Here is an 18,161-nt window from a genome sequence, read left to right on the forward strand (position 1 = left end):
ACAAAAAAATAAAGTCCGCTAGATTGCGAACTTCATAGGATCGGGTTAGAATCGGACGCAAAAGGGCCCGTCTGAAAGGAACCGGCCATCCGCCCTTGAACGGGCGGATTTCGATCCGACTTCCAATTGGAGCAGGTCCCTTCCATTGCCGTATCAGTCTTAATGAGTATGTGCAGCGACATTATCCTTGTCTACGGCCTGATGCAAGGAAATGTTCAGACCGGTAGCAATGACGTTCGCGATATCCTCGATAAATTCGTCAATTTCCTTTGGCGTCACAATGAGATCATGGCCTAGCGGCTCAAGCACCTCTTTAACCAGTCCCAATCGCTCGCCTTCGTTAAGCTCGGTAAGCAGCCCCATGATCCGTTTTGTGTTGCCCTGTTCACTTCCACTCTCTGCGTTGAAATGGGACATCATCATATCGAGCGCGTTATTGACGATCGTTGACGCGTAACATACGGTCGGAACTCCGATCGCAATGCAGGGAACGCCGAGAATTTCCTTCGTCAGCCCTTTGCGTTTATTGCCGATGCCTGAGCCCGGATGAATGCCAATATCGGCGATTTGAATCGCCGTGTTGACCCGCTCCAGGGAACGGGAAGCCAGCGCATCGATGGCGATGATCACATCGGGCTTCGTACGGCCGACGATCCCTTGCACGACTTCGCTGGATTCAATTCCCGTAATGCCGAGCACGCCTGGGGCAATCGCGCTGACCTCGCGATAGCCTGGAGCCACTTGGTCCGGCGTCAGCTCGAAATAATGCCGAGTAACGATGACGTTCTCTACGACCAGCGGCCCGAGCGCATCGGGTGTAACATTCCAGTTGCCTAGGCCAACGATGAGAACCTTGGCACTAGGGCCGATGCCGATTTTATCCAGAAAAGCGATGAATTCCTTGGAAAAAGCGGCCGACACCCTTTCCTGCAGGTCGCTGTCATGACTGCGCAAGCCGGGAACCTCGAGGGTAACGTAATGGCCAACCAGCCGCCCGATTTGGCGCGAAGCCTGCTCATCTTTGACGTCCAGACGAGTAATTTTTATCCCGTCCTGCTCTTCAACTTCTTCATGAATCCCGGTCACCGGACCGCCGTGAACCGTCTCCGCAAGCTCTTTAGACTCTACTGCCAAATCCGTACGAACCGAATACTTTCGTAAATCCAGATTCATCTGAGGAAGACCTCCCTTTTACGTTATCATCTTATATTGTGCTGGAGGATGATAGACATTATGCAGGTCTTTTCTTTGCAATGAATTTATTGCTTTTTGCCTTACTGCGTGATAAAATATTTTAAGTTGTGAATCATCTGGGATGATATTTGCTTTACAGGAGGTGAATGCAATGCCAAACATTAAATCCGCTATCAAACGCGTAAAAACTAACGACAAACGCCGTGCTCTGAACGCTTCGCAAAAGTCCGCTTTGCGTACTGCTGTTAAAGCTGCCGACACTGCGCTGGTCAACAATGAAGTAGAAGTAGCTAAAACAGCTTATTCTGCAGCTGCTAAGAAATTGGACAAAGCTGTTACTAAAGGCTTGATCCACAAAAACGCTGCTGCCCGCAAGAAGTCCCGCTTGGCTAAAAAATTGAACGCCCTTACGTCCCAAGCGTAAGCGCCGTTATTTATAAACTTAAGCTCAAGAAGACCTGAACATCATTGTTCAGGTCTTTTTGGTACTGCTTTATAAGATGATTCCCAACATTTGCTTCGCTATGCACCCAGACGCAGCAAAAACAGCTCAAGCCCGAGCACCTTGTCGATCCCGCCGCTCTTCATTTGGTGATCCAGCTGCGCTAGCTCGAACAGTACCTGGCGCAGCTTAGCCGTCTCAAACCTCCGGGCCTGCTCGCCGGCGATTTTCACCGCATAAGGATGGAGCCCCAGCTGTGAAGCCATTTGCTGCTGGGAATAACTTTGCCGCCCCAGTTCCTTTACCTGCAGCATAATCCGAAATTGACGGGCAATCAGCGCCGCAATCTTGATCGGCTCCTCGCGCTGCTTCAACAGTTCATAAAATATGTTCAGCGCCTGTTCGAGCTTGAGACCCGCAATGCATTCCACCATGGTGAATACGTTTTGCTCCGTCGTGCGCGCTACCAGCTGCGCTATGGCTGCCTCATCGATAACGCCGCCGTTCCCCGCATATAGACACAGCTTGTCCAGCTCTACGGCCAACGCAGCCATTTGCACGCCGCTTGCGGCTATCAACGCTTCAGCCGCCTCCCGGCTCATGCTGCACCCTCGCTTCTCCGCCTGCTTGATGGCCCATGCCGCCAGTTCTCCGCTCCCCATCGGCATAAACGAGAGCACCGTGCCCGCCGTCTTGATCGCCTTGACGATCTTCTTGCGCTCATCGAGCTTCTCCCCTTGAACAACGAAGACAAGCACGCTGTGCTCGGCCGGGTTCGACATATATGCCGTTAAAGATTCCAGCTTGTGTTCGACCTTGCCCCCGTCTTTTCCTGCCGTGAACAATGAAGCGTCCTTTACCACAATCAGCTTGCGCGGCACCAGAAAAGGCAAAGTCTCTGCTTCTTCGATGACCCCTTCGATCGGCGTTTCACCCAAATCGAAGGCTGCCAAGGCAAAGTCGCGCTGCTCCTCATCGACGACATGCTTCTCAAGCAGAGCGATGAATTCGTTGATTTGGTATTTTTCCGTCCCGTAACATACATATAAAGGGGAAATGCGCCCCTGTTTTATATCCTTGATCGCCGTTTTGATATCCATCGGCTTCCCCTCTCATCTCACCAATAATCCTTGGCAGGTGATGCTCTATTTCGCTCCTGCCATTACTACATTCGTAATACTATGATACTGTGAAATCCGTGTTTCGTCCAAATGCAATTCCCCAAAACCCCTGACTTACAGCAGCTTTACCGCCGACACAGACAAACAAAGGGACCTTCGCCATCAGGCGAACAGGTCCCTTTGTCCCGGAGCATCTATATAAACGCGGGCTGAAAAGCTCTAGAAACTTTCCCGCCGGCGGTCATACGACGTTCAGGGGCGATTCTTTTTATGTCTCTTATACATATAACCTATTCCATATCTCTTGAAATCGTGCTGCTCTTATTTATTTTGGGAAGAATTTTCCGCGTTCACCGCTGGTTTAGCCTGTACGGTATGCTTTGCAACACTGCCGTCCACATCCGCCTCATAGGTAAACTTCGTACCGTCGCTGGACCATTCGCCTTTGAGCCATGTTCCGGTAACTTCTTCGTCCTTAATGAGCACATGCTCCTCGTTATTAACCTGATAGATGAACAGATGACTGCCCATCAAGACGGCACGGTGCGTTCCATCTGGAGAATCCCATTCTTCCGGCATAGCGGCAATGCCGTAATGGTTAGCCGGAGCTTGCCCGTCTGGCGAAGACACCTGCATATCAGGTGCCAGCGGAGCCATTTCCATGCGATGATCGCCCGCATCCCCATTATTCGCCGGACTGCCTGCGGCCGGGTCCTCCTCGACTGCTCCGTTCCTCTCCGTAGAGCGACTCTCGGCGCCGCCCGAATGATCTGCCGCTGGACGACCGTCATCCCCGCTGAATCCCATAAATGAATTCGCCTTGGCGTCGGGGGAAGAATCCTGTTTGCCCCCGTCGTTCCCCGAAGACCCCTTCTTCTCTGGAGCAGAATCCCCTGCCGAAGATGGCTGACCGTCACGGTTAAGGGAGTTCATCTCTCCCGTACTGCCCGGGATTGCGTCTTGAAGTGCGCCTGAATTCCCAGCCGCTCCCGAGGAAGCTTGATTCTCGGCTTCCTCTAAGCTGCGCGTGGAAAACTCATTGCCTGAAGATGGTTGATTCAAGGATTCCGCGCTTTGATTAGCCGTCGACAATTCCGCGTTCGGAATCGTTCGCGGCTCATATTGCGTGATGAAAATACCCAATATGACCGCTGCTGCAACCGTGCCGAAAATCCCCGTCCGGAATCTGCGGCTCCGGCTGCGCTGCGCTGCCTTGCTATTGCTTCTGCTCCGCATGCTGCTCGAGCTGGCCGCCGCCTGCGCAGCTACCGATCCGAGAATGCCATCGTTCTCCACCGCGCTCCCCTCTTCAAGGCGGGCCCGGTCAATCTCGTCTAACTGCGGCATGATCCGATCAACAAGGCTAAAGCGCGGGGTTACATCCGGGAGCTCGCTGAGTTTTGCTGATAACTCGTTCAGAAGCTCAAATTCCTCGGCACAATCGCTGCATTCGCGAATATGCTCGAATAGTAAAGATGTTTCCTCGTCATTTAAGTCATGGTCGACATACCGGTGCATCCATTCCACCACCTCCGCGCATTTCATCCTGACACACCACCTTTCTGATAATCTTGGAGTAGATGCTGAAGCTGCTGCCTTGCCCTGAATAAATACGATTTCACCGTATTCAGCGGCAAATTCATGCTCTCAGCGATTTCGTTATACGAAAAGTCCTGCAAATACCGCAGCACCACAACGGAGCGATGATGCTCGGGAAGCTGATCGATCGCCTCGCGGATATCCTGCGCAATATAGCCGGACATCACTTCACGCTCGACATTATCCTTGCCTTCAAACACGATCTCGTGCTCTTCGATCGATACCGTCGGTTTTTTTCGGCGAAACTTGTCGATGCAGATATTTGTCACAATCCGCTGCACCCAGGTTTTAAATTGGGCCTTTTCCTCATAAGTATCGATTTTCGTATAAATCCGGATCAGCGCTTCCTGGGCCGCATCATGCGCATCTTGCTCATCATTCAAAATATAATAGGCCGTGCGGTATACTTGGTTTTCTATTTCTCGCAATAGGGTGATTAGAGCGTCGCGATCGCCCGTTTGAGCGGCTCTGATGAGTTCCTGCTCCACCACAATGGCTCCCCCTTCCTTGCAACCTTACAGACGATATCGACAGGCGATATGTTGCAATGTTGTTACTATTTTTGTTAGAAATTTTTAGTAGTAAAGTCTTACATTATCATATAAAGGCCTGAATCTCACCTAAGAATACCAGAAAAAACGAAGCCCGTCATCACGGAGTAAACAACTTGGACCGCACGCGAATGCGGCCGTTTTCCACTTCCATCTGCACCTCTCCTTGTTGATCCGTTCGATAGATCCCGCTGCCCAAAGAAGCGATGCGTTCTACTACGGACGGATGGGGATGGCCGTAGCTGTTGGAAGCCCCAGCCGATATGACGGCCGCCGCAGGTCGCCAGTATTCTAGCCATTCCAGGGATGTCGAAGTCTTACTGCCATGATGGGCGATTTTCATGATATCTATATAAGTAGAAGACAAGCTACTGGACAAAATACTAGTCTGGCTCTCACGGGTAAGCTCCTCCAGAACCCGCTGCTCAGCTGCTTCATCCATATCTCCCGTAAACAGAAACGTCGCTCCGGCCATTTGTAATACAAATACGACCGATTCATGATTCTGATCTTTGCTATAGAGAATTCGCTCCTTAGGCGATGCACCCGTTTCAGGCGACAAAACCCGCAGCTCGGTCAATGTATCGAACTTTAAGCCCATTCCTTGCCTGGCGGCATAGATCGGTATTCCCTTATGAAGCGCCGTATCCAACAGTTTGGCGATTGTGCTTGAATCGCTAAGTGTTCCGTTAATAAGCATCGAATCCACCGGAAACTGTTCGAGCACCGCCTGCAGCCCTCCGGCATGATCCTGATCGCCGTGCGTAAGAATGATCGCATCCAGCCGGTTGATCCCGCGTTTTTTCAATAAAGGAACGACGGTCTTGGCCCCTACTTCAAAGGGCTCGCGACGATTCCGCCAAGCCTCCTCCGGTTTGCGGAACGAAACGGTGCCTCCCCCGTCCACAAGAATATTCCGGCCGGCCGGCGTAGTAATCAAGGCGCAATCTCCTTGTCCCACATCGATGAACTGGACATGTCCCCTGCCCTTAATATTTAAAGGCTGATATCCTAAATATAATTGGACGAGCAGCAAGCCAGCAAGCCCACCCTGCATCAGCTGTTCAGGGCGAATTTCGGCGACGTTCCGCCATTTTCCGCTGCGGTGGCCTTTCCACGCCCGCTGCTTCGCCAATGGGCCGAGCGGCTGCGTATCGTCACTGGCTTCCATGTCAGCCTGACGAATAATGCGGCTGCGGTGCCTAGCGTACAGCAGCAAATAACAAGCAGCATAGAATACGGCAATCCACGTTAACGAAGGAGATTTCCAGTAAGTCATGAACCCGCTGCGCGCATTCAGCCATTCCGTCACGATGAACGTGGCAGTGTTCAGGAGCCGGACCGGATAAGCGATCCATTCCCCGAGGGGCAGCCACAATGCGCTTAGCAGCAGAGCCGCCGTGCCGCCGGGCAGAGCGATCATCCCGATGATCGGGACAAGCAGCATATTGGCCGCCAAAGATAAGAGCGAAAATTGGTTGAAATAATAAATGGTTAGCGGAAAAGAAACGATTTGCGCAGCGACCGTTATCGCGGCGGCCCCGGCGACCTTGGCGGGCAGCCAGCGAAGATAGGGCATGAGCAAGGGAACGAATACAATTAGCCCTGCCGTCACGATAAATGAAAGCTGAAAGCTCACGTTCAGCATGTAGTAAGGCTCCCATAGCAGCATCAACAGAGCAACCGCAGACAAGATGTTTAATCCGTCCTTCAGGAAGCCGCGCCGCAATAAATATATTCCGATCATCGTCATGAATCCCGAGCGGATTACGGAGGGCGAAAATCCCGTAATGAGCACATACACGGGGATGAACGAGAACACAATCCGATAGGCGTTTTCTTTGGTTAACCGGCACAGCCGCAGCAAGCCAAAAATCAAGCTTACATTAATAGCCACGTGGCTGCCGGAAATGGCCAAAATATGTGTCAGTCCAAGCTGGGAAAATTGCGCGTACTTCTCGGGCTCAAGCTCGCTGGCCAGGCCGATCAATAGCCCTTTCATATATCCCGCCTGCCAGTCCGGGAACAATCGCTCGATGCGCTCTCCAAGCACCTTTCGAGCGGAGTCAACCTTTCCTAGCAGCATAGCCGGACTAATCCTGCTGTCCGCCTCGACCTTCACGGTGGAAGTGCCAACGGCTTTAAGAATCCAGTGAACCCTTTGAATTCGTAAATAACCGCGATAGTCGAAGCCGCCAAAATTACGGGCCGTATTCGGCCTCTCCAATGTTCCCTCCAGCTCTATCCGCTGGCCTCTTCGCCACTCGTTTGCCACCGCATCTTCCTCCAAAGCTGCCAGCCGCAGCTGCACGATCAGCTTCTCTCCGTCTGCGTCTTCGATTCTGCGGCTTGAATCTTGACCCGTAAAAGATACCGATTCAATGCGAAGCGTAAAATCCGCGCGGTCGCCGTCCACTTCCACCGGAGACAGCAGCATTCCCCGAACTTGCACCTGTCCTGACCCGGAGACGGCAGCCGCACCTAAGTCGCTCGCGGTCATCCATTCGGACAGCCTGCTCACATTTCTCCCGTCATGGTACGACCAATAAGCAGCCCCGAGCGAGAACATCAGTCCGTAAATAAGCAGCTTTTTCCACGGGCAGCCGAAAATCCAGCCCAGCAAGGGAAGGACAAGCCATATCCCCGCCCAAAACAGCCAAAAAGCAGAGCCATCGTGCAAATAGGCCAGAGCGCTGCCGGCGATCCAGCTGCATACCGCCATTACTAAAGGCCTGTGGCGCATCACTCGAACTCCTCTCCAAAAAAATGACTTAATCCGAACCTTGCCAGGTTCCCCCAATGCAAAAAAAGAACCCCAATCTGCCGCAGCAGACGAGGTTCTTCCTTCATCTCTAATGCTCTTATGCTTCTATACTCTAATCCTCAACCCGTCCATCCGTTTCCTTCGGAGGCTGATACGATTCCAGGCGCCGGAAGGCAATCCCCTTCTGGGCCATCATCGCCTTAACCTTGCCTGTGTCCTTCGGATAAGGACGGTGAAAAATAATTTCAGTGATCCCGCTGTTCGCCAGCATGTTGGCGCATGTCCAGCACGGCTCATCGGTCACATAGACGCTGGAGCCCTCCCGGTCGATCCGGTCGGTAAACAGCAGCAGGTTCTGCTCCGCGTGGATCGTGCGGACGCAGCGCTGTTTCTTGACCATTGTTTCCTGGCCGCCTGCCGTCACCACTTCGTATTCCTCAGCAATCATGCAGCCCGCCTCCGAACAGTCAGGCACTCCTGACGGGGCGCCGTTATATGCTGTTCCGAGAAGTTTCTTCCCCTGGACAAGCACGGCCCCCACATGCCGCCGGTTGCAGCGCGATCTCGTGGATACCATATAAGCGATATCCATGAAATACGTATCCCAATCTTTGCGTGTATCTGGACTCATCCTTTAATTCTCCTCTTACAGTTTGATATAAGGCTTCATTTTCTGGAACACTTTCTCCCCGATGCCCTTCACCTTCTTCAAATCACTCAAGGAATTAAAAGAGCCGTGTTGATTCCGATAGTCTAAGATCGCCTGCGCTTTCTTCTCACCGATGCCCGGAATAGTCTGTAGCTGCGAACTGTTCGCCGTATTTACGCTCACCAGCCCATCCTGCGGCGACGGCTCGGCAGGCGGCTGCGGCGGTACCGTGGCTGCGCCGCTGTCAGATGCCGGCGGTACGGCAGAGCCCGCACCGCTCTGCTCCGGCATGTCCGCCTTCCCGGCTTCATCTGCGCCAGAATCCGGCACGATAGCGCTGCTATCCGCGGCCAGAACATCCCGTCCTGCCGCCTGCGCCTGGCCTGCCCCCGCTTCCGCCGTAGCCGCTGAAGCAGCCCCCTGCCCTCTATCGCCGGCCATCGCAGCAGCAACCTCGCGGCTTACTGGCACCCAGCCTTCAATGCCAGCAGGACGGCTGCCGCCAACGGCTAAAAGCATCAAGCCCGCCCCGATTACAGCCGATACAACCGCTGTCAATACGTACTCCCGTTTCAATTTCATCGCTCCAATCTCAAAAGAATCTGTCCAAAATGTCATGAAGATCCCATCAAGATGCATATATATTTAAACGACGAATATTTTTGTGCGTTAGCACGAAAGGGGGAAACAGGATGAAAGTCGCTTTCATCGGAACGGGATCGATGGGAAGCTTGCTCATTGAAGCTTTTCTGCGTTCCGGTGCACTGTACCCGCATAACTTGTACGTCAGCAACCGCAGCAAGGACAAAGCGGAAATGCTGGCTCTGCGGCATGCCGGCCTAAACGTCGCGGCAAGCAATGCCGAAGCAGCCCAAGGAAGTGATATCGTATTTATATGCGTTAAACCCCATCACTTCCCGGAAGTTATCGCGGAAATTCGCAGTGTACTCCTCGAGACGCAACTGGTCATCTCCATTACAAGCCCTGTGCTTATCTCCGTGCTGGAGAAGCAGGTCCCTGCCAAAATCGCCAAAATCATCCCCAGCATTACTCATTCCGTACATAGCGGCGCCTCGCTCTGCATTTACGGGGAGCGGGTTCAGCCGGAGGACCGGCTGCTGCTGGAGCAGCTCATGTCCTCGATTAGCAGGCCGACCCCAATCAAAGAGTCGGAGACGAGAATCGCCTCCGACATATCAAGCTGCGGCCCTGCCTTCGTGAGCTTCATCATCCAGCAATGGGCCAAAGCGGCGGCGCAAATGACCGGCATCAGCATGCCAGCAGCGCTAGGCCTTAGCGCGGAAATGCTGCTCGGCACAGGCCGGCTCTTAACGGAAGGCGGCCTGACGCCAGAGCAGTTGCAGCGCCGCGTTGCCGTCCCTGGCGGCGTGACCGCCGAAGGACTGGCTATCCTGGAGGAGCGGCTGCAGGACGTATTTCCAAGCCTGATCGAGGCAACGCAGCGGAAGCACGAGGCCGATCTGGCCAAGCTGGCCGCCCTATTTGGCACCTCCGTACCTGCCGCAAGCAGCTCTGCCAGCTCCGACCATAGCGATTCCGGGTCAGATAAATCTGAAGCGCTCTAGCCGACTACGATGTTGACGAGCTTACCCGGAACTGCGATTACTTTGCGAACGGTCTTTCCTTCAATAGCCTGCTTCACGTTCGGCAAAGCCATGCTGTGCTCCTGCATTGCTGCCTGGTCAAGATCCTTGGCGACTTTGGTGCGATCCACGATTTTGCCATTCACCTGCACGACGATTTCCACTTCGGAATCGACCGTCCAAGCCTCGTCAAATACCGGCCATGGCTCATAAGTAACGCTCTCGTTATGGCCGAGGCGCTCCCACAGCTCTTCCGCCAAATGCGGAGCCAGCGGAGACAGCATTTGCACGAAATTAGCCGCTGCGGCTTTCGGGACAACGTCCGTTTTATAGGCATCGTTCACGAAGATCATCAGTTGGCTGATCGCCGTATTGAAGCGCAGCGCCTCGAAATCTTCGGTCACTTTCTTGATCGTCTTATGCCAGGTGCGTTTGAAATCATCCGAGCCTTCGCCGTCAGTAATTTTCGCGTTCAGGCTGCCATCCTCGGCGACGAACAGGCGCCAGATCCGGGACAAGAAACGATGTGTTCCCTCTACTCCGCTTGTATTCCATGGCTTAGTCGCCTCCAGCGGACCCATGAACATCTCGTAGACGCGCAGCGTATCAGCGCCGTACTCGTTCACGATGACGTCCGGATTGATGACGTTGCCGCGGGATTTACTCATTTTTTCGTTGTTCGTGCCGAGAATCATCCCTTGGTTGACCAGCTTGTGGAACGGCTCCTTCGTAGACACGACGCCCAGGTCGTACAAGACCTTATGCCAGAAGCGGGCGTAGAGCAGATGAAGCACCGCGTGCTCGGCTCCGCCGATGTACAGGTCAACCGGCAGCCACTGCTCCTGCTTCTCCTTCGAGCACAGCTCCTTATCGTTGTGCGGATCAATGTACCGCAAATAGTACCAGCAGCTTCCCGCCCATTGCGGCATCGTATTCGTCTCGCGTTGAGCCGGAAGGCCCGTCTCAGGATCCGTCGTATTCACCCATTCCGTCACGTTAGCAAGCGGCGACTCACCCGTACCGGATGGCTCGATATGATCGACCTCCGGCAGAAGCACCGGCAGTTGATCTTCCGGTACCGGCTTCATCGTGCCGTCCTCGAGATGCAGGATCGGAATCGGCTCTCCCCAATAGCGCTGGCGGCTAAACAGCCAATCGCGCAGACGGTAGCTTACTTTCCCGCGGCCTTTGCCGTTCTCCTCCAGCCAAGCGATCATCTTCTTAATCGCCTCTTCGTTGCGCAGTCCGTTCAGGAAATCGGAATTGATGTGCGCGCCGTCCCCAGCATATGCTTCTTCCGCAACATTTCCGCCCTCTACGACCTCGATGATCGGCAGACCGAACTGCTTCGCAAATTCATAGTCCCGCTCGTCGTGTCCAGGAACGGCCATAATCGCGCCCGTCCCATAACCGGCCAGCACATAATCCGCAATCCAGATCGGCAGCTTCTCGCCGCTCACCGGATTGATCGCATAAGCTCCGGTAAAGACGCCGGTTTTCTCTTTCGCCAAATCCGTGCGCTCCAGATCGCTCTTGCGGGCAGCCTGCTCCCGGTAATCGGATATCGCTGCGCGCTGGGCTTCCGTCGTGATTTTCTCCACCAGCTCATGCTCTGGCGCAAGCACGGCGTAGCTGGCTCCAAACAAAGTATCCGGACGCGTCGTGAACACTGTCAGCGTCTCATCGCTTCCTTCGATCTGGAATACGACCTCCGCTCCTTCGGACTTGCCAATCCAGTTGCGCTGCATATCCTTGATGCTCTCCGACCAATCGAGCTCCTCCAGATCCTCCAGCAGGCGCTCAGCATATTCGGTAATCTTCAATACCCATTGGCGCATCGGCTTGCGGATAACTGGGTGTCCCCCGCGTTCGCTCTTGCCGTCGATAACCTCTTCGTTGGCAAGGACAGTTCCGAGAGCCGGACACCAGTTGACAGGCACCTCGGCTACATAAGCGAGGCCTTTATTGTAGAGCTGGATGAAAATCCATTGCGTCCATTTATAATATTCCGGATCCGTCGTACTGATCTCCCGATCCCAGTCATAGGAGAAGCCTAGCGACTTAATCTGGCGCCGGAAGTTATTGATGTTCTTAACCGTAATGTCGCGGGGATGCTCACCCGTATCGAGAGCATGCTGCTCCGCAGGCAGGCCGAATGCATCCCAGCCCATAGGATGAAGCACGTTAAATCCGCGCATCCGCTTATACCGCGAGACGATGTCCGTCGCCGTATATCCCTCCGGATGGCCTACGTGAAGACCTGCACCAGATGGATACGGGAACATATCCAGCGCATAAAATTTCGGTTTGCCCGGCTCCTCCCCGGTTTTGAATGTTTGCTGCTCATCCCAGTATGCCTGCCATTTCGGCTCAATCGCCTGGGCACGGTATACATCGTGAGATTGATTGTTATTGCTCATGATCATAAACTCCCTTCAGTGGATAAACACGTCGATCGACGTATTTCTAAGTAAACTGGCCACCAAAAGAAAAACCTCCCGACCCATAGCGTATCATCGCTAGGGACGAGAGGAGTATTCCCGTGGTACCACCCTAGTTAGCTTCCGGCATGCTTTGCCATCCGCTCCCTTTGCACCCTTAACGCGGGCAAGACGATGATGTTTCCGAGACAGTATACGCAGCCAAACGCAAACGCAAAGTCCCATTGCATCATAACTCCAAGGCGAGTTCATTTGCATTCTCCAACCGGCTTGCACCATGCACCGGCTCTCTGGGTGGCAGAATCCAAACTATTATTCCTCTTCAAAGTTCCTATTTATCCATTTTTAATTACCAACCATTATATAAAACTGCGTCCGCATCGTCAATGGGAACGGATCGTTAATTTCCAGCGCTCTCATACCTCCGCAAGCCGATGCGCAGTAGGAGCAGGGCAAATCCCCAGCAGTACAAGGCTACAAGCGGGCTGAACCAGCCCAGGTAGCTCCAGGATGCTTTGCCGAACAGCGCAGCAGCCGGAACAAAACTAACGAACGCAAAAGGAACGACGATGGAAATAAAAAGCTGCAATCCCTGCGAGAAAATGGTCATCGGATATTTCGCGAATTCGCTTAAATTATGAATCATAATCGGAAACGCATTGCCGCTGTTGCGAATCCAGAAGGCCGAGCAGTTAGCAGCCAGGTTAATCGCTACCCGGATGATCATTGCTGACCCAAGCAGGACGACAGCCATCCCAACCGTGGTCAGGCTCCAGGCTATTTCGATATGCGATAGGGCCAGCACCATAATCGTTCCGCCAATTACGATATTGCCCAAGCCGTTCATGCCGATTCCCGTGCAGAAAATTTGCAGCGCTATCGGCATCGGGCGCACCAAATAATGGTCCAGTTCGCCCATATTGACCAGCCGCAGCATGCGCCACGTCCCTTCAAAGAATAAGGAGCCTATGCCTTCTGAGACATAAACCACGGCATACATGAAGGCCACCTCCCAAAATTGCCAGCCCTGAATGTCCGGAATCCGTGAGAAAACAACCCACAAAAACAAGAACCCGGTAATCTGGGTCATGGCGGCGGCACCGATCATGATATAGAAGTCCGCGGAATATTCCATCATGGCCTTCAACTGCTGACTGAATAATCTCCAATATAAAAATACGATTCTTCGCGGTGATCTGTTCATTCTATATCTAGCCCCCATGAATCGTTATTTGCCGTACGGCCCACGACCACATCCATCTGCCAAGCAGCCATAGAACCGCGACCCACACCCATTGAATCGCAATTAGCCGCAGCGACTCTGCGGTTCCCGCCATGCCAAGACCGATCGTTACCGGCGTATTTACGATGCCCTGGAACGGAAGCAGCATCGCCACAGACTGTAACCAGGCAGGAAAAAAAGCCAGCGGCACCAAAGCGCCCGACAGTAGATTGGTGATCGCCATTCTCATCCAAATGATTCCGAACCCGCTCGTCGTCCAGAAGCACAGCAGCGCCGTAACATAGACGACGCCGAATTTAACCAGGATCGATGACAGCAAGCTGATAAGGAACAGCGCACTCGTCAAGCCGCCGTGCAGAAAAGAAGCTCCCACTGTAAATATGGCCATCACGCTGACCAGCACAATGCTTAACATGCCCTCCAGCACGCAGGAGCCCAGCGACTCCGCAAGCCGGGCCTTCTGAAAATGCAGTGGCCGCAGCAAATCCATTATGACGCTCCCATCCAGAATCTTATTCGTTATTCCTGATTCCGAATAATACGACAGCATCGAATTAACAAAGAAGGTAATCAACAAGTAGGCTTGCATCATAGGCCAGGTGAATCCGGATAACTCTGATCGGCCGTCATAAACCGCCTGCCAAAGGCAGTACATCGCGACGAGTCCGATGAAATTGGCGGCGAAATTCAGCATGAATGAGAGTCTATATGCCAGCGTGTTCTGCATAGAGCAAAGCGCAAGGGAGCAATATTTTTTTATGCCCATTCAAGCCGTCCCCCTAATTGCCCCGGATAATGCGGACGCATCCATCTTCCCCTCATAGACGCTGCGGATAATGTACTCGAGGCTGGGCTCGTCGATCCGGAAATCGATAACCTCCCCATGGTTCATCATGCGTTTTACAATCTCACTGGCCGTGCACTTGAACCGGTCAAAGCGAATTGAAAGCTCGAGCGCATCCTTCAATTCTTCTTCGGCTGCTTCTATAGAAACTTCGGGCATGTCCACGAATAAAGAAGCTGCCTCGGCAATCGGTGAACTCAGCGCCATATGTATAGTCCTATCCCTGGCGAACATGTCTTTGACTTTCTGCATCGCCCCGTCATAAATGATCCGCCCATGGTCAATGATGACCAATCGGTCGCATAAATCCTCGATATCCCCTAAATCATGCGTAGTCAGCAGCATCGTCGTCCCTTTAGTCCGGTTCATTTCCTTAATAAAGTCGCGAATTCTTTGCTTGACCGCAATGTCCAAGCCGATCGTAGGTTCATCCAAATAAACGATTTTGGGGTTATGCAGCAAAGCAGCCGCCAAGTCGGCCCGCATTCGTTGGCCCAGCGAGAGCTTGCGGGCGGATAGATGGATAAAGGCATCCATTTCAAGTATTTCTGTAAACGCATCCAAATTCCGTTTGAATGTATCTGCGGGAACCTGATAAATATCCTTCAGCAGTGCAAGGGATTCCCGAACCGGAATATCCCACCAAAGCTGTGTGCGCTGCCCGAATACCGCCCCGATTTGTCCCGCATTCTCCATTCTTTGTTTATAGGGAATCAAGCCGTTTACCCGAATTTCTCCTCCCGTTGGAACAAGGACGCCACTGAGCATTTTTATCGTCGTCGATTTGCCTGCCCCATTGGGCCCGACATAAGCAACCGTCTCTCCTTCCTCGATCGTCAGATCAATGCCTTCTACTGCATATTTATTCTTATAGCGCGGATAAAAAAGATGCTTTACCGCTCCGGCAAGACCTGGATCTTTAATAGCCTGCCGGAATACCTTTTGAAGACCTTTCACTTCGATTAAACTCAAAAGCTCACTCCCTCTCCGCCGATGAACCGCCTTTATGGAACGCTCTTCATCTCGAATTAACTCATATCACCATAATCCAAAATGCTTTTTTTTCCAACCCTAATATTTTTATGTTTTTTACCCTATATTTTTGATATTTATTTCATACCTCCGCAGACACTTCACTTCCGATCGGAGCAATCATTAAACGCTTGCAAAATAAACGCAAACGGATTAATATGAACCTATATGAACGTTTTAAACCTAAACGAACGAAAAGAGGAGGCTTTTTATCATGGAAAGACGTTACGCATCTCACCCTAATGAAGTGAAACAATTCGACACGGATCGGCTTCGTCAGGAATTCCATATCCCTACCCTGTTTACGCCCAACAAGCTGGAGCTTGTCCTGACTCATGAGGACCGCCTGATTATCGGCGGGGCTGCCCCCGTGAAAGAAGACGTTAAGCTGGAAACCGATCTGAAGCAGCTTGGCGTATCCTTCTTCCTGGAGCGCCGCGAGCTTGGAGCGATCAACGTTGGCGGACCTGGAACGATCATCGTCGACGGCACAGAATATGATCTGAACACGAAAGATTGCCTGTATATCGGAATGGGCTCGAAAGAGGTTGTTTTCCGCAGCAAAGACGCAGCCAAGCCAGCCAAATTCTATCTGAATTCGGCACCTGCCCACAAAGAGTACCCAATTGCTAAGACGACGCTGGGCGAGGCGGATTCCAGCGAGCTTGGTTCGATTCAGAACTCCAACGACCGCACGATCCACCGCTTCATCCATGCTGATGGAATCCAAAGCTCCCAGCTCGTCATGGGCATGACGCAGCTGAAAACAGGCAACATGTGGAATACAATGCCTGCGCACGTGCACCCGCGCCGCATGGAAGCTTATATGTACTTTGATCTTCCTGAAGATGCGGTCGTCATCCACCTGATGGGAGAACCTACGGAAACTCGCCACATCGTCATGCGGAACGAACAAGCGGTCATCTCCCCAAGCTGGTCGATCCATAGCGGCGTAGGAACAAGCAATTACACATTTATCTGGGGCATGGCCGGCGACAACAAAATCTATAGCGATATGGACGCCGTAGCCATGAAGGATTTAAGATAGAGAGATAACTATTTACGGAAGAGTTGAGATGGTATGAGTCCGATTAGACGGCATGAGAGAATCATGGAAGTTCTGCTGACGAACAAAGAGGTTACGGTTGCGGAGTTGAGCGACAAGCTGGGCGTGACTGGCAAGACAATTCGCGAGGATTTGACCCGGCTCGAGGAGCAGGGCTTAATCGTCCGCGTTCACGGCGGCGCCATTCTGGCGCAAAGCGATCAATTCGGTATTCTTCCTTCCAAGGAACCGCTCGCGAAGCATGGGGATGAGAAGGCCGATATCGCCCATAGAGCCTTGCAGCATATCGAACCTAACGACATCATCGCGCTGGACGGGGGGAGCACGACGCTTGAAATTGCCCGCCGTCTTAGCAACGAACCGCTGACCGTCATTACTAACGATGTTTATATCATCAGTGAACTGGCCGCAAAGGACAACATACGTCTCGTCGTTCCCGGCGGCTACCGGGTTCGCAACATGCTGGCCGGGCCGGAAGCTACTTCATATATTCAGCAATTGAACATTCAAAAAGCCTTTATTTCGGCGACAGGCATTCACCCCGAGCATGGATTATCCATTTACACCGGAGACCTGATCGGCTTCAAACGGGCTTTGATCGAGACCGCCCGCGAAGTCATCGCCGTCATTAACCATCATAAATTCGGGCAAACCGCACTGCGGACGTTCGCCTCCCTCAGCGAGCTGACCTGCATCATTACCGACAGCGGACTTCCAGACGAGGTTGCCCGGCAGTACAGCAGCGCAGGAGTAACGATTGAGTGCGGAAACGATAAGAACCTCTAATATGATTAAGGAGAGTCCAACCCATGAAATTGTTCGATTTAACAGGCAAAACGGCTCTGGTAACAGGTACTACCGGCGGATTGGGACAAGGTATCGCCATTGGGCTTGCTGAAGCTGGAGCGGATGTCGTCTGCGTATCCCTTGGCCCCAGCGAAGAGACCGTGAAGCAAATTAAGGGCCTTGGAAGAAAAGCGACGGTCGTTCAAGTCGATCTGAGCGATCACAGCAAATTGGAAGCCACCTTTAACGAGGCGCTCAAGCTGACGGGCCAGATTGATATCCTGGTGAACAATGCCGGTATTATACGCCGTACGCCGGCTAAGGATCATAGCGAGAAGGATTGGTCCGATGTCCTCGACCTGAACCTGAATACGGTATTCCTGTTGTCCCAGCTCGCAGGGCGCCATATGCTGGAGAGAGGCAGCGGCAAAATCATCAACATCTGCTCGATGCTCTCCTATCAAGGCGGCATCAACGTTCCGGGGTATACGGCCAGCAAGCATGCCGTTGCCGGTCTGACCAAAGCCTTTGCCAACGAATGGGCAAGCGGCGGCGTGCAAGTTAACGGCATCGCTCCAGGCTACATGGTTACGGATAATACCGCGCAAATTCGCGCGGACGAGAACCGCTACGCTTCGATTACGGACCGGATTCCGGCCGGACGCTGGGGTACACCGGAAGACCTTAAAGGTCCGGCGGTATTCCTCGCCTCCTCGGCATCTGATTATTTGAACGGCCATGTCCTCTGCGCCGACGGAGGCTGGATGGCCAGGTAATTCATTGATTGATCTTCTCCCAGTGTTCATATTTAAGCCTAAATCTTCA

At 52.8% G+C, this 18,161-nt stretch carries 16 protein-coding genes and 1 other annotated feature; of the genes, 5 read left to right on the forward strand and 11 right to left on the reverse strand.

Annotation, left to right across the window (positions count from 1 at the left end; all coding sequences use genetic code 11):
• Positions 1-159: 159 nt before the first annotated feature.
• On the reverse strand, positions 160-1,173 hold the full coding sequence (gpr, locus tag ACYUJT_RS14080) for a GPR endopeptidase (RefSeq protein ID WP_460323122.1): 1,014 nt from the start codon (positions 1,171-1,173) through the stop codon (positions 160-162).
• Positions 1,174-1,345: 172 nt separating this feature from the next.
• On the opposite strand from gpr, the gene rpsT reads away from it, so the two are divergent.
• A complete protein-coding gene (rpsT, locus tag ACYUJT_RS14085) occupies positions 1,346-1,618 on the forward strand; it encodes a 30S ribosomal protein S20 (protein ID WP_460323125.1) in 273 nt (90 codons plus the stop codon).
• A 98-nt stretch (positions 1,619-1,716) separates the two neighbouring features.
• Here the strand turns inward: rpsT and holA are convergent, their stop codons facing one another.
• The 6 genes from holA to ACYUJT_RS14115 form a co-directional block, all read right to left on the reverse strand.
• Positions 1,717-2,736, reverse strand: coding sequence for a DNA polymerase III subunit delta (holA, locus tag ACYUJT_RS14090; protein WP_460323127.1), 1,020 nt, complete (start codon positions 2,734-2,736; stop codon positions 1,717-1,719).
• A 342-nt stretch (positions 2,737-3,078) separates the two neighbouring features.
• Positions 3,079-4,302: a zf-HC2 domain-containing protein gene (locus ACYUJT_RS14095; RefSeq protein WP_460323130.1), complete on the reverse strand. Its 1,224-nt coding sequence runs from the start codon at positions 4,300-4,302 to the stop codon at positions 3,079-3,081.
• Positions 4,299-4,847 (reverse strand): RNA polymerase sigma factor, encoded by a 549-nt coding sequence (locus ACYUJT_RS14100; RefSeq protein WP_460323132.1) that lies wholly within the window; start codon positions 4,845-4,847, stop codon positions 4,299-4,301. Before ACYUJT_RS14100 ends, ACYUJT_RS14095 begins: the two co-directional genes overlap by 4 nt.
• A gap of 160 nt (positions 4,848-5,007) precedes the next feature.
• A complete protein-coding gene (locus tag ACYUJT_RS14105; RefSeq protein WP_460323135.1) occupies positions 5,008-7,650 on the reverse strand; it encodes a ComEC/Rec2 family competence protein in 2,643 nt (880 codons plus the stop codon).
• Positions 7,651-7,783: 133 nt separating this feature from the next.
• Positions 7,784-8,302, reverse strand: a complete 519-nt coding sequence (locus tag ACYUJT_RS14110; RefSeq protein ID WP_460323137.1) for a deoxycytidylate deaminase — start codon at positions 8,300-8,302, stop codon at positions 7,784-7,786.
• Positions 8,303-8,317: 15 nt separating this feature from the next.
• The gene (locus ACYUJT_RS14115) at positions 8,318-8,938 is read right to left on the reverse strand and encodes a ComEA family DNA-binding protein (protein ID WP_460323140.1); all 621 of its coding nucleotides are present in this window, start codon (positions 8,936-8,938) and stop codon (positions 8,318-8,320) included.
• Positions 8,939-9,012: 74 nt separating this feature from the next.
• Here ACYUJT_RS14115 and comER point away from each other — a divergent pair, with 74 nt between their 5' ends.
• Entirely contained in the window at positions 9,013-9,906 is an 894-nt protein-coding gene (gene comER, locus ACYUJT_RS14120; RefSeq protein WP_460323142.1) for a late competence protein ComER, read from the forward strand.
• On the opposite strand, the gene leuS is transcribed toward comER, so the two are convergent.
• The 4 genes from leuS to ACYUJT_RS14140 form a co-directional block, all read right to left on the reverse strand.
• On the reverse strand, positions 9,903-12,344 hold the full coding sequence (gene leuS / locus ACYUJT_RS14125) for a leucine--tRNA ligase (RefSeq protein ID WP_460323144.1): 2,442 nt from the start codon (positions 12,342-12,344) through the stop codon (positions 9,903-9,905). The genes comER and leuS overlap by 4 nt on opposite strands.
• A 98-nt stretch (positions 12,345-12,442) precedes the next feature.
• Positions 12,443-12,700: a binding site (T-box leader), on the reverse strand.
• A gap of 65 nt (positions 12,701-12,765) precedes the next feature.
• Positions 12,766-13,569, reverse strand: a complete 804-nt coding sequence (locus ACYUJT_RS14130; RefSeq protein WP_460323147.1) for an ABC transporter permease — start codon at positions 13,567-13,569, stop codon at positions 12,766-12,768.
• A 7-nt stretch (positions 13,570-13,576) separates the two neighbouring features.
• Positions 13,577-14,374: an ABC transporter permease gene (locus ACYUJT_RS14135; RefSeq protein WP_460323149.1), complete on the reverse strand. Its 798-nt coding sequence runs from the start codon at positions 14,372-14,374 to the stop codon at positions 13,577-13,579.
• Positions 14,375-15,424, reverse strand: coding sequence for an ABC transporter ATP-binding protein (locus ACYUJT_RS14140; RefSeq protein WP_460323151.1), 1,050 nt, complete (start codon positions 15,422-15,424; stop codon positions 14,375-14,377).
• Between the two features lie 274 nt (positions 15,425-15,698).
• Between ACYUJT_RS14140 and kduI the strand changes: the two genes are divergently transcribed.
• The 3 genes from kduI to kduD are packed head-to-tail and all read left to right on the forward strand — an operon-like array spanning position 15,699 to position 18,112.
• Entirely contained in the window at positions 15,699-16,532 is an 834-nt protein-coding gene (gene kduI / locus ACYUJT_RS14145) for a 5-dehydro-4-deoxy-D-glucuronate isomerase (RefSeq protein ID WP_460323154.1), read from the forward strand.
• Between the two features lie 33 nt (positions 16,533-16,565).
• Positions 16,566-17,336 carry a DeoR/GlpR family DNA-binding transcription regulator gene (locus ACYUJT_RS14150; protein WP_460323156.1) on the forward strand — a complete coding sequence of 257 codons (771 nt, stop codon included), beginning with the start codon at positions 16,566-16,568 and terminating at the stop codon, positions 17,334-17,336.
• Between the two features lie 23 nt (positions 17,337-17,359).
• Positions 17,360-18,112, forward strand: coding sequence for a 2-dehydro-3-deoxy-D-gluconate 5-dehydrogenase KduD (gene kduD / locus ACYUJT_RS14155; RefSeq protein WP_460323159.1), 753 nt, complete (start codon positions 17,360-17,362; stop codon positions 18,110-18,112).
• The last annotated feature ends 49 nt before the right edge of the window (positions 18,113-18,161 follow it).

Source organism: Paenibacillus sp. YSY-4.3 (assembly GCF_054767475.1).

What these genes read in the sequence shown, in the direction of transcription:
- ACYUJT_RS14105 (WP_460323135.1), bottom strand. Translation starts at nt 7,650, where the DNA reads ATGCGCCACAGGCCTTTAGTAATGGCGGTATGCAGCTGGATCGCCGGC.
- comER (WP_460323142.1), top strand. Translation starts at nt 9,013, where the DNA reads ATGAAAGTCGCTTTCATCGGAACGGGATCGATGGGAAGCTTGCTCATT.
- gpr (WP_460323122.1), bottom strand. Translation starts at nt 1,173, where the DNA reads ATGAATCTGGATTTACGAAAGTATTCGGTTCGTACGGATTTGGCAGTA.
- kduD (WP_460323159.1), top strand. Translation starts at nt 17,360, where the DNA reads ATGAAATTGTTCGATTTAACAGGCAAAACGGCTCTGGTAACAGGTACT.
- ACYUJT_RS14110 (WP_460323137.1), bottom strand. Translation starts at nt 8,302, where the DNA reads ATGAGTCCAGATACACGCAAAGATTGGGATACGTATTTCATGGATATC.
- ACYUJT_RS14150 (WP_460323156.1), top strand. Translation starts at nt 16,566, where the DNA reads ATGAGTCCGATTAGACGGCATGAGAGAATCATGGAAGTTCTGCTGACG.
- ACYUJT_RS14130 (WP_460323147.1), bottom strand. Translation starts at nt 13,569, where the DNA reads ATGAACAGATCACCGCGAAGAATCGTATTTTTATATTGGAGATTATTC.
- rpsT (WP_460323125.1), top strand. Translation starts at nt 1,346, where the DNA reads ATGCCAAACATTAAATCCGCTATCAAACGCGTAAAAACTAACGACAAA.
- ACYUJT_RS14095 (WP_460323130.1), bottom strand. Translation starts at nt 4,302, where the DNA reads ATGAAATGCGCGGAGGTGGTGGAATGGATGCACCGGTATGTCGACCAT.
- holA (WP_460323127.1), bottom strand. Translation starts at nt 2,736, where the DNA reads ATGGATATCAAAACGGCGATCAAGGATATAAAACAGGGGCGCATTTCC.
- leuS (WP_460323144.1), bottom strand. Translation starts at nt 12,344, where the DNA reads ATGAGCAATAACAATCAATCTCACGATGTATACCGTGCCCAGGCGATT.
- ACYUJT_RS14135 (WP_460323149.1), bottom strand. Translation starts at nt 14,374, where the DNA reads ATGGGCATAAAAAAATATTGCTCCCTTGCGCTTTGCTCTATGCAGAAC.
- ACYUJT_RS14115 (WP_460323140.1), bottom strand. Translation starts at nt 8,938, where the DNA reads ATGACATTTTGGACAGATTCTTTTGAGATTGGAGCGATGAAATTGAAA.
- kduI (WP_460323154.1), top strand. Translation starts at nt 15,699, where the DNA reads ATGGAAAGACGTTACGCATCTCACCCTAATGAAGTGAAACAATTCGAC.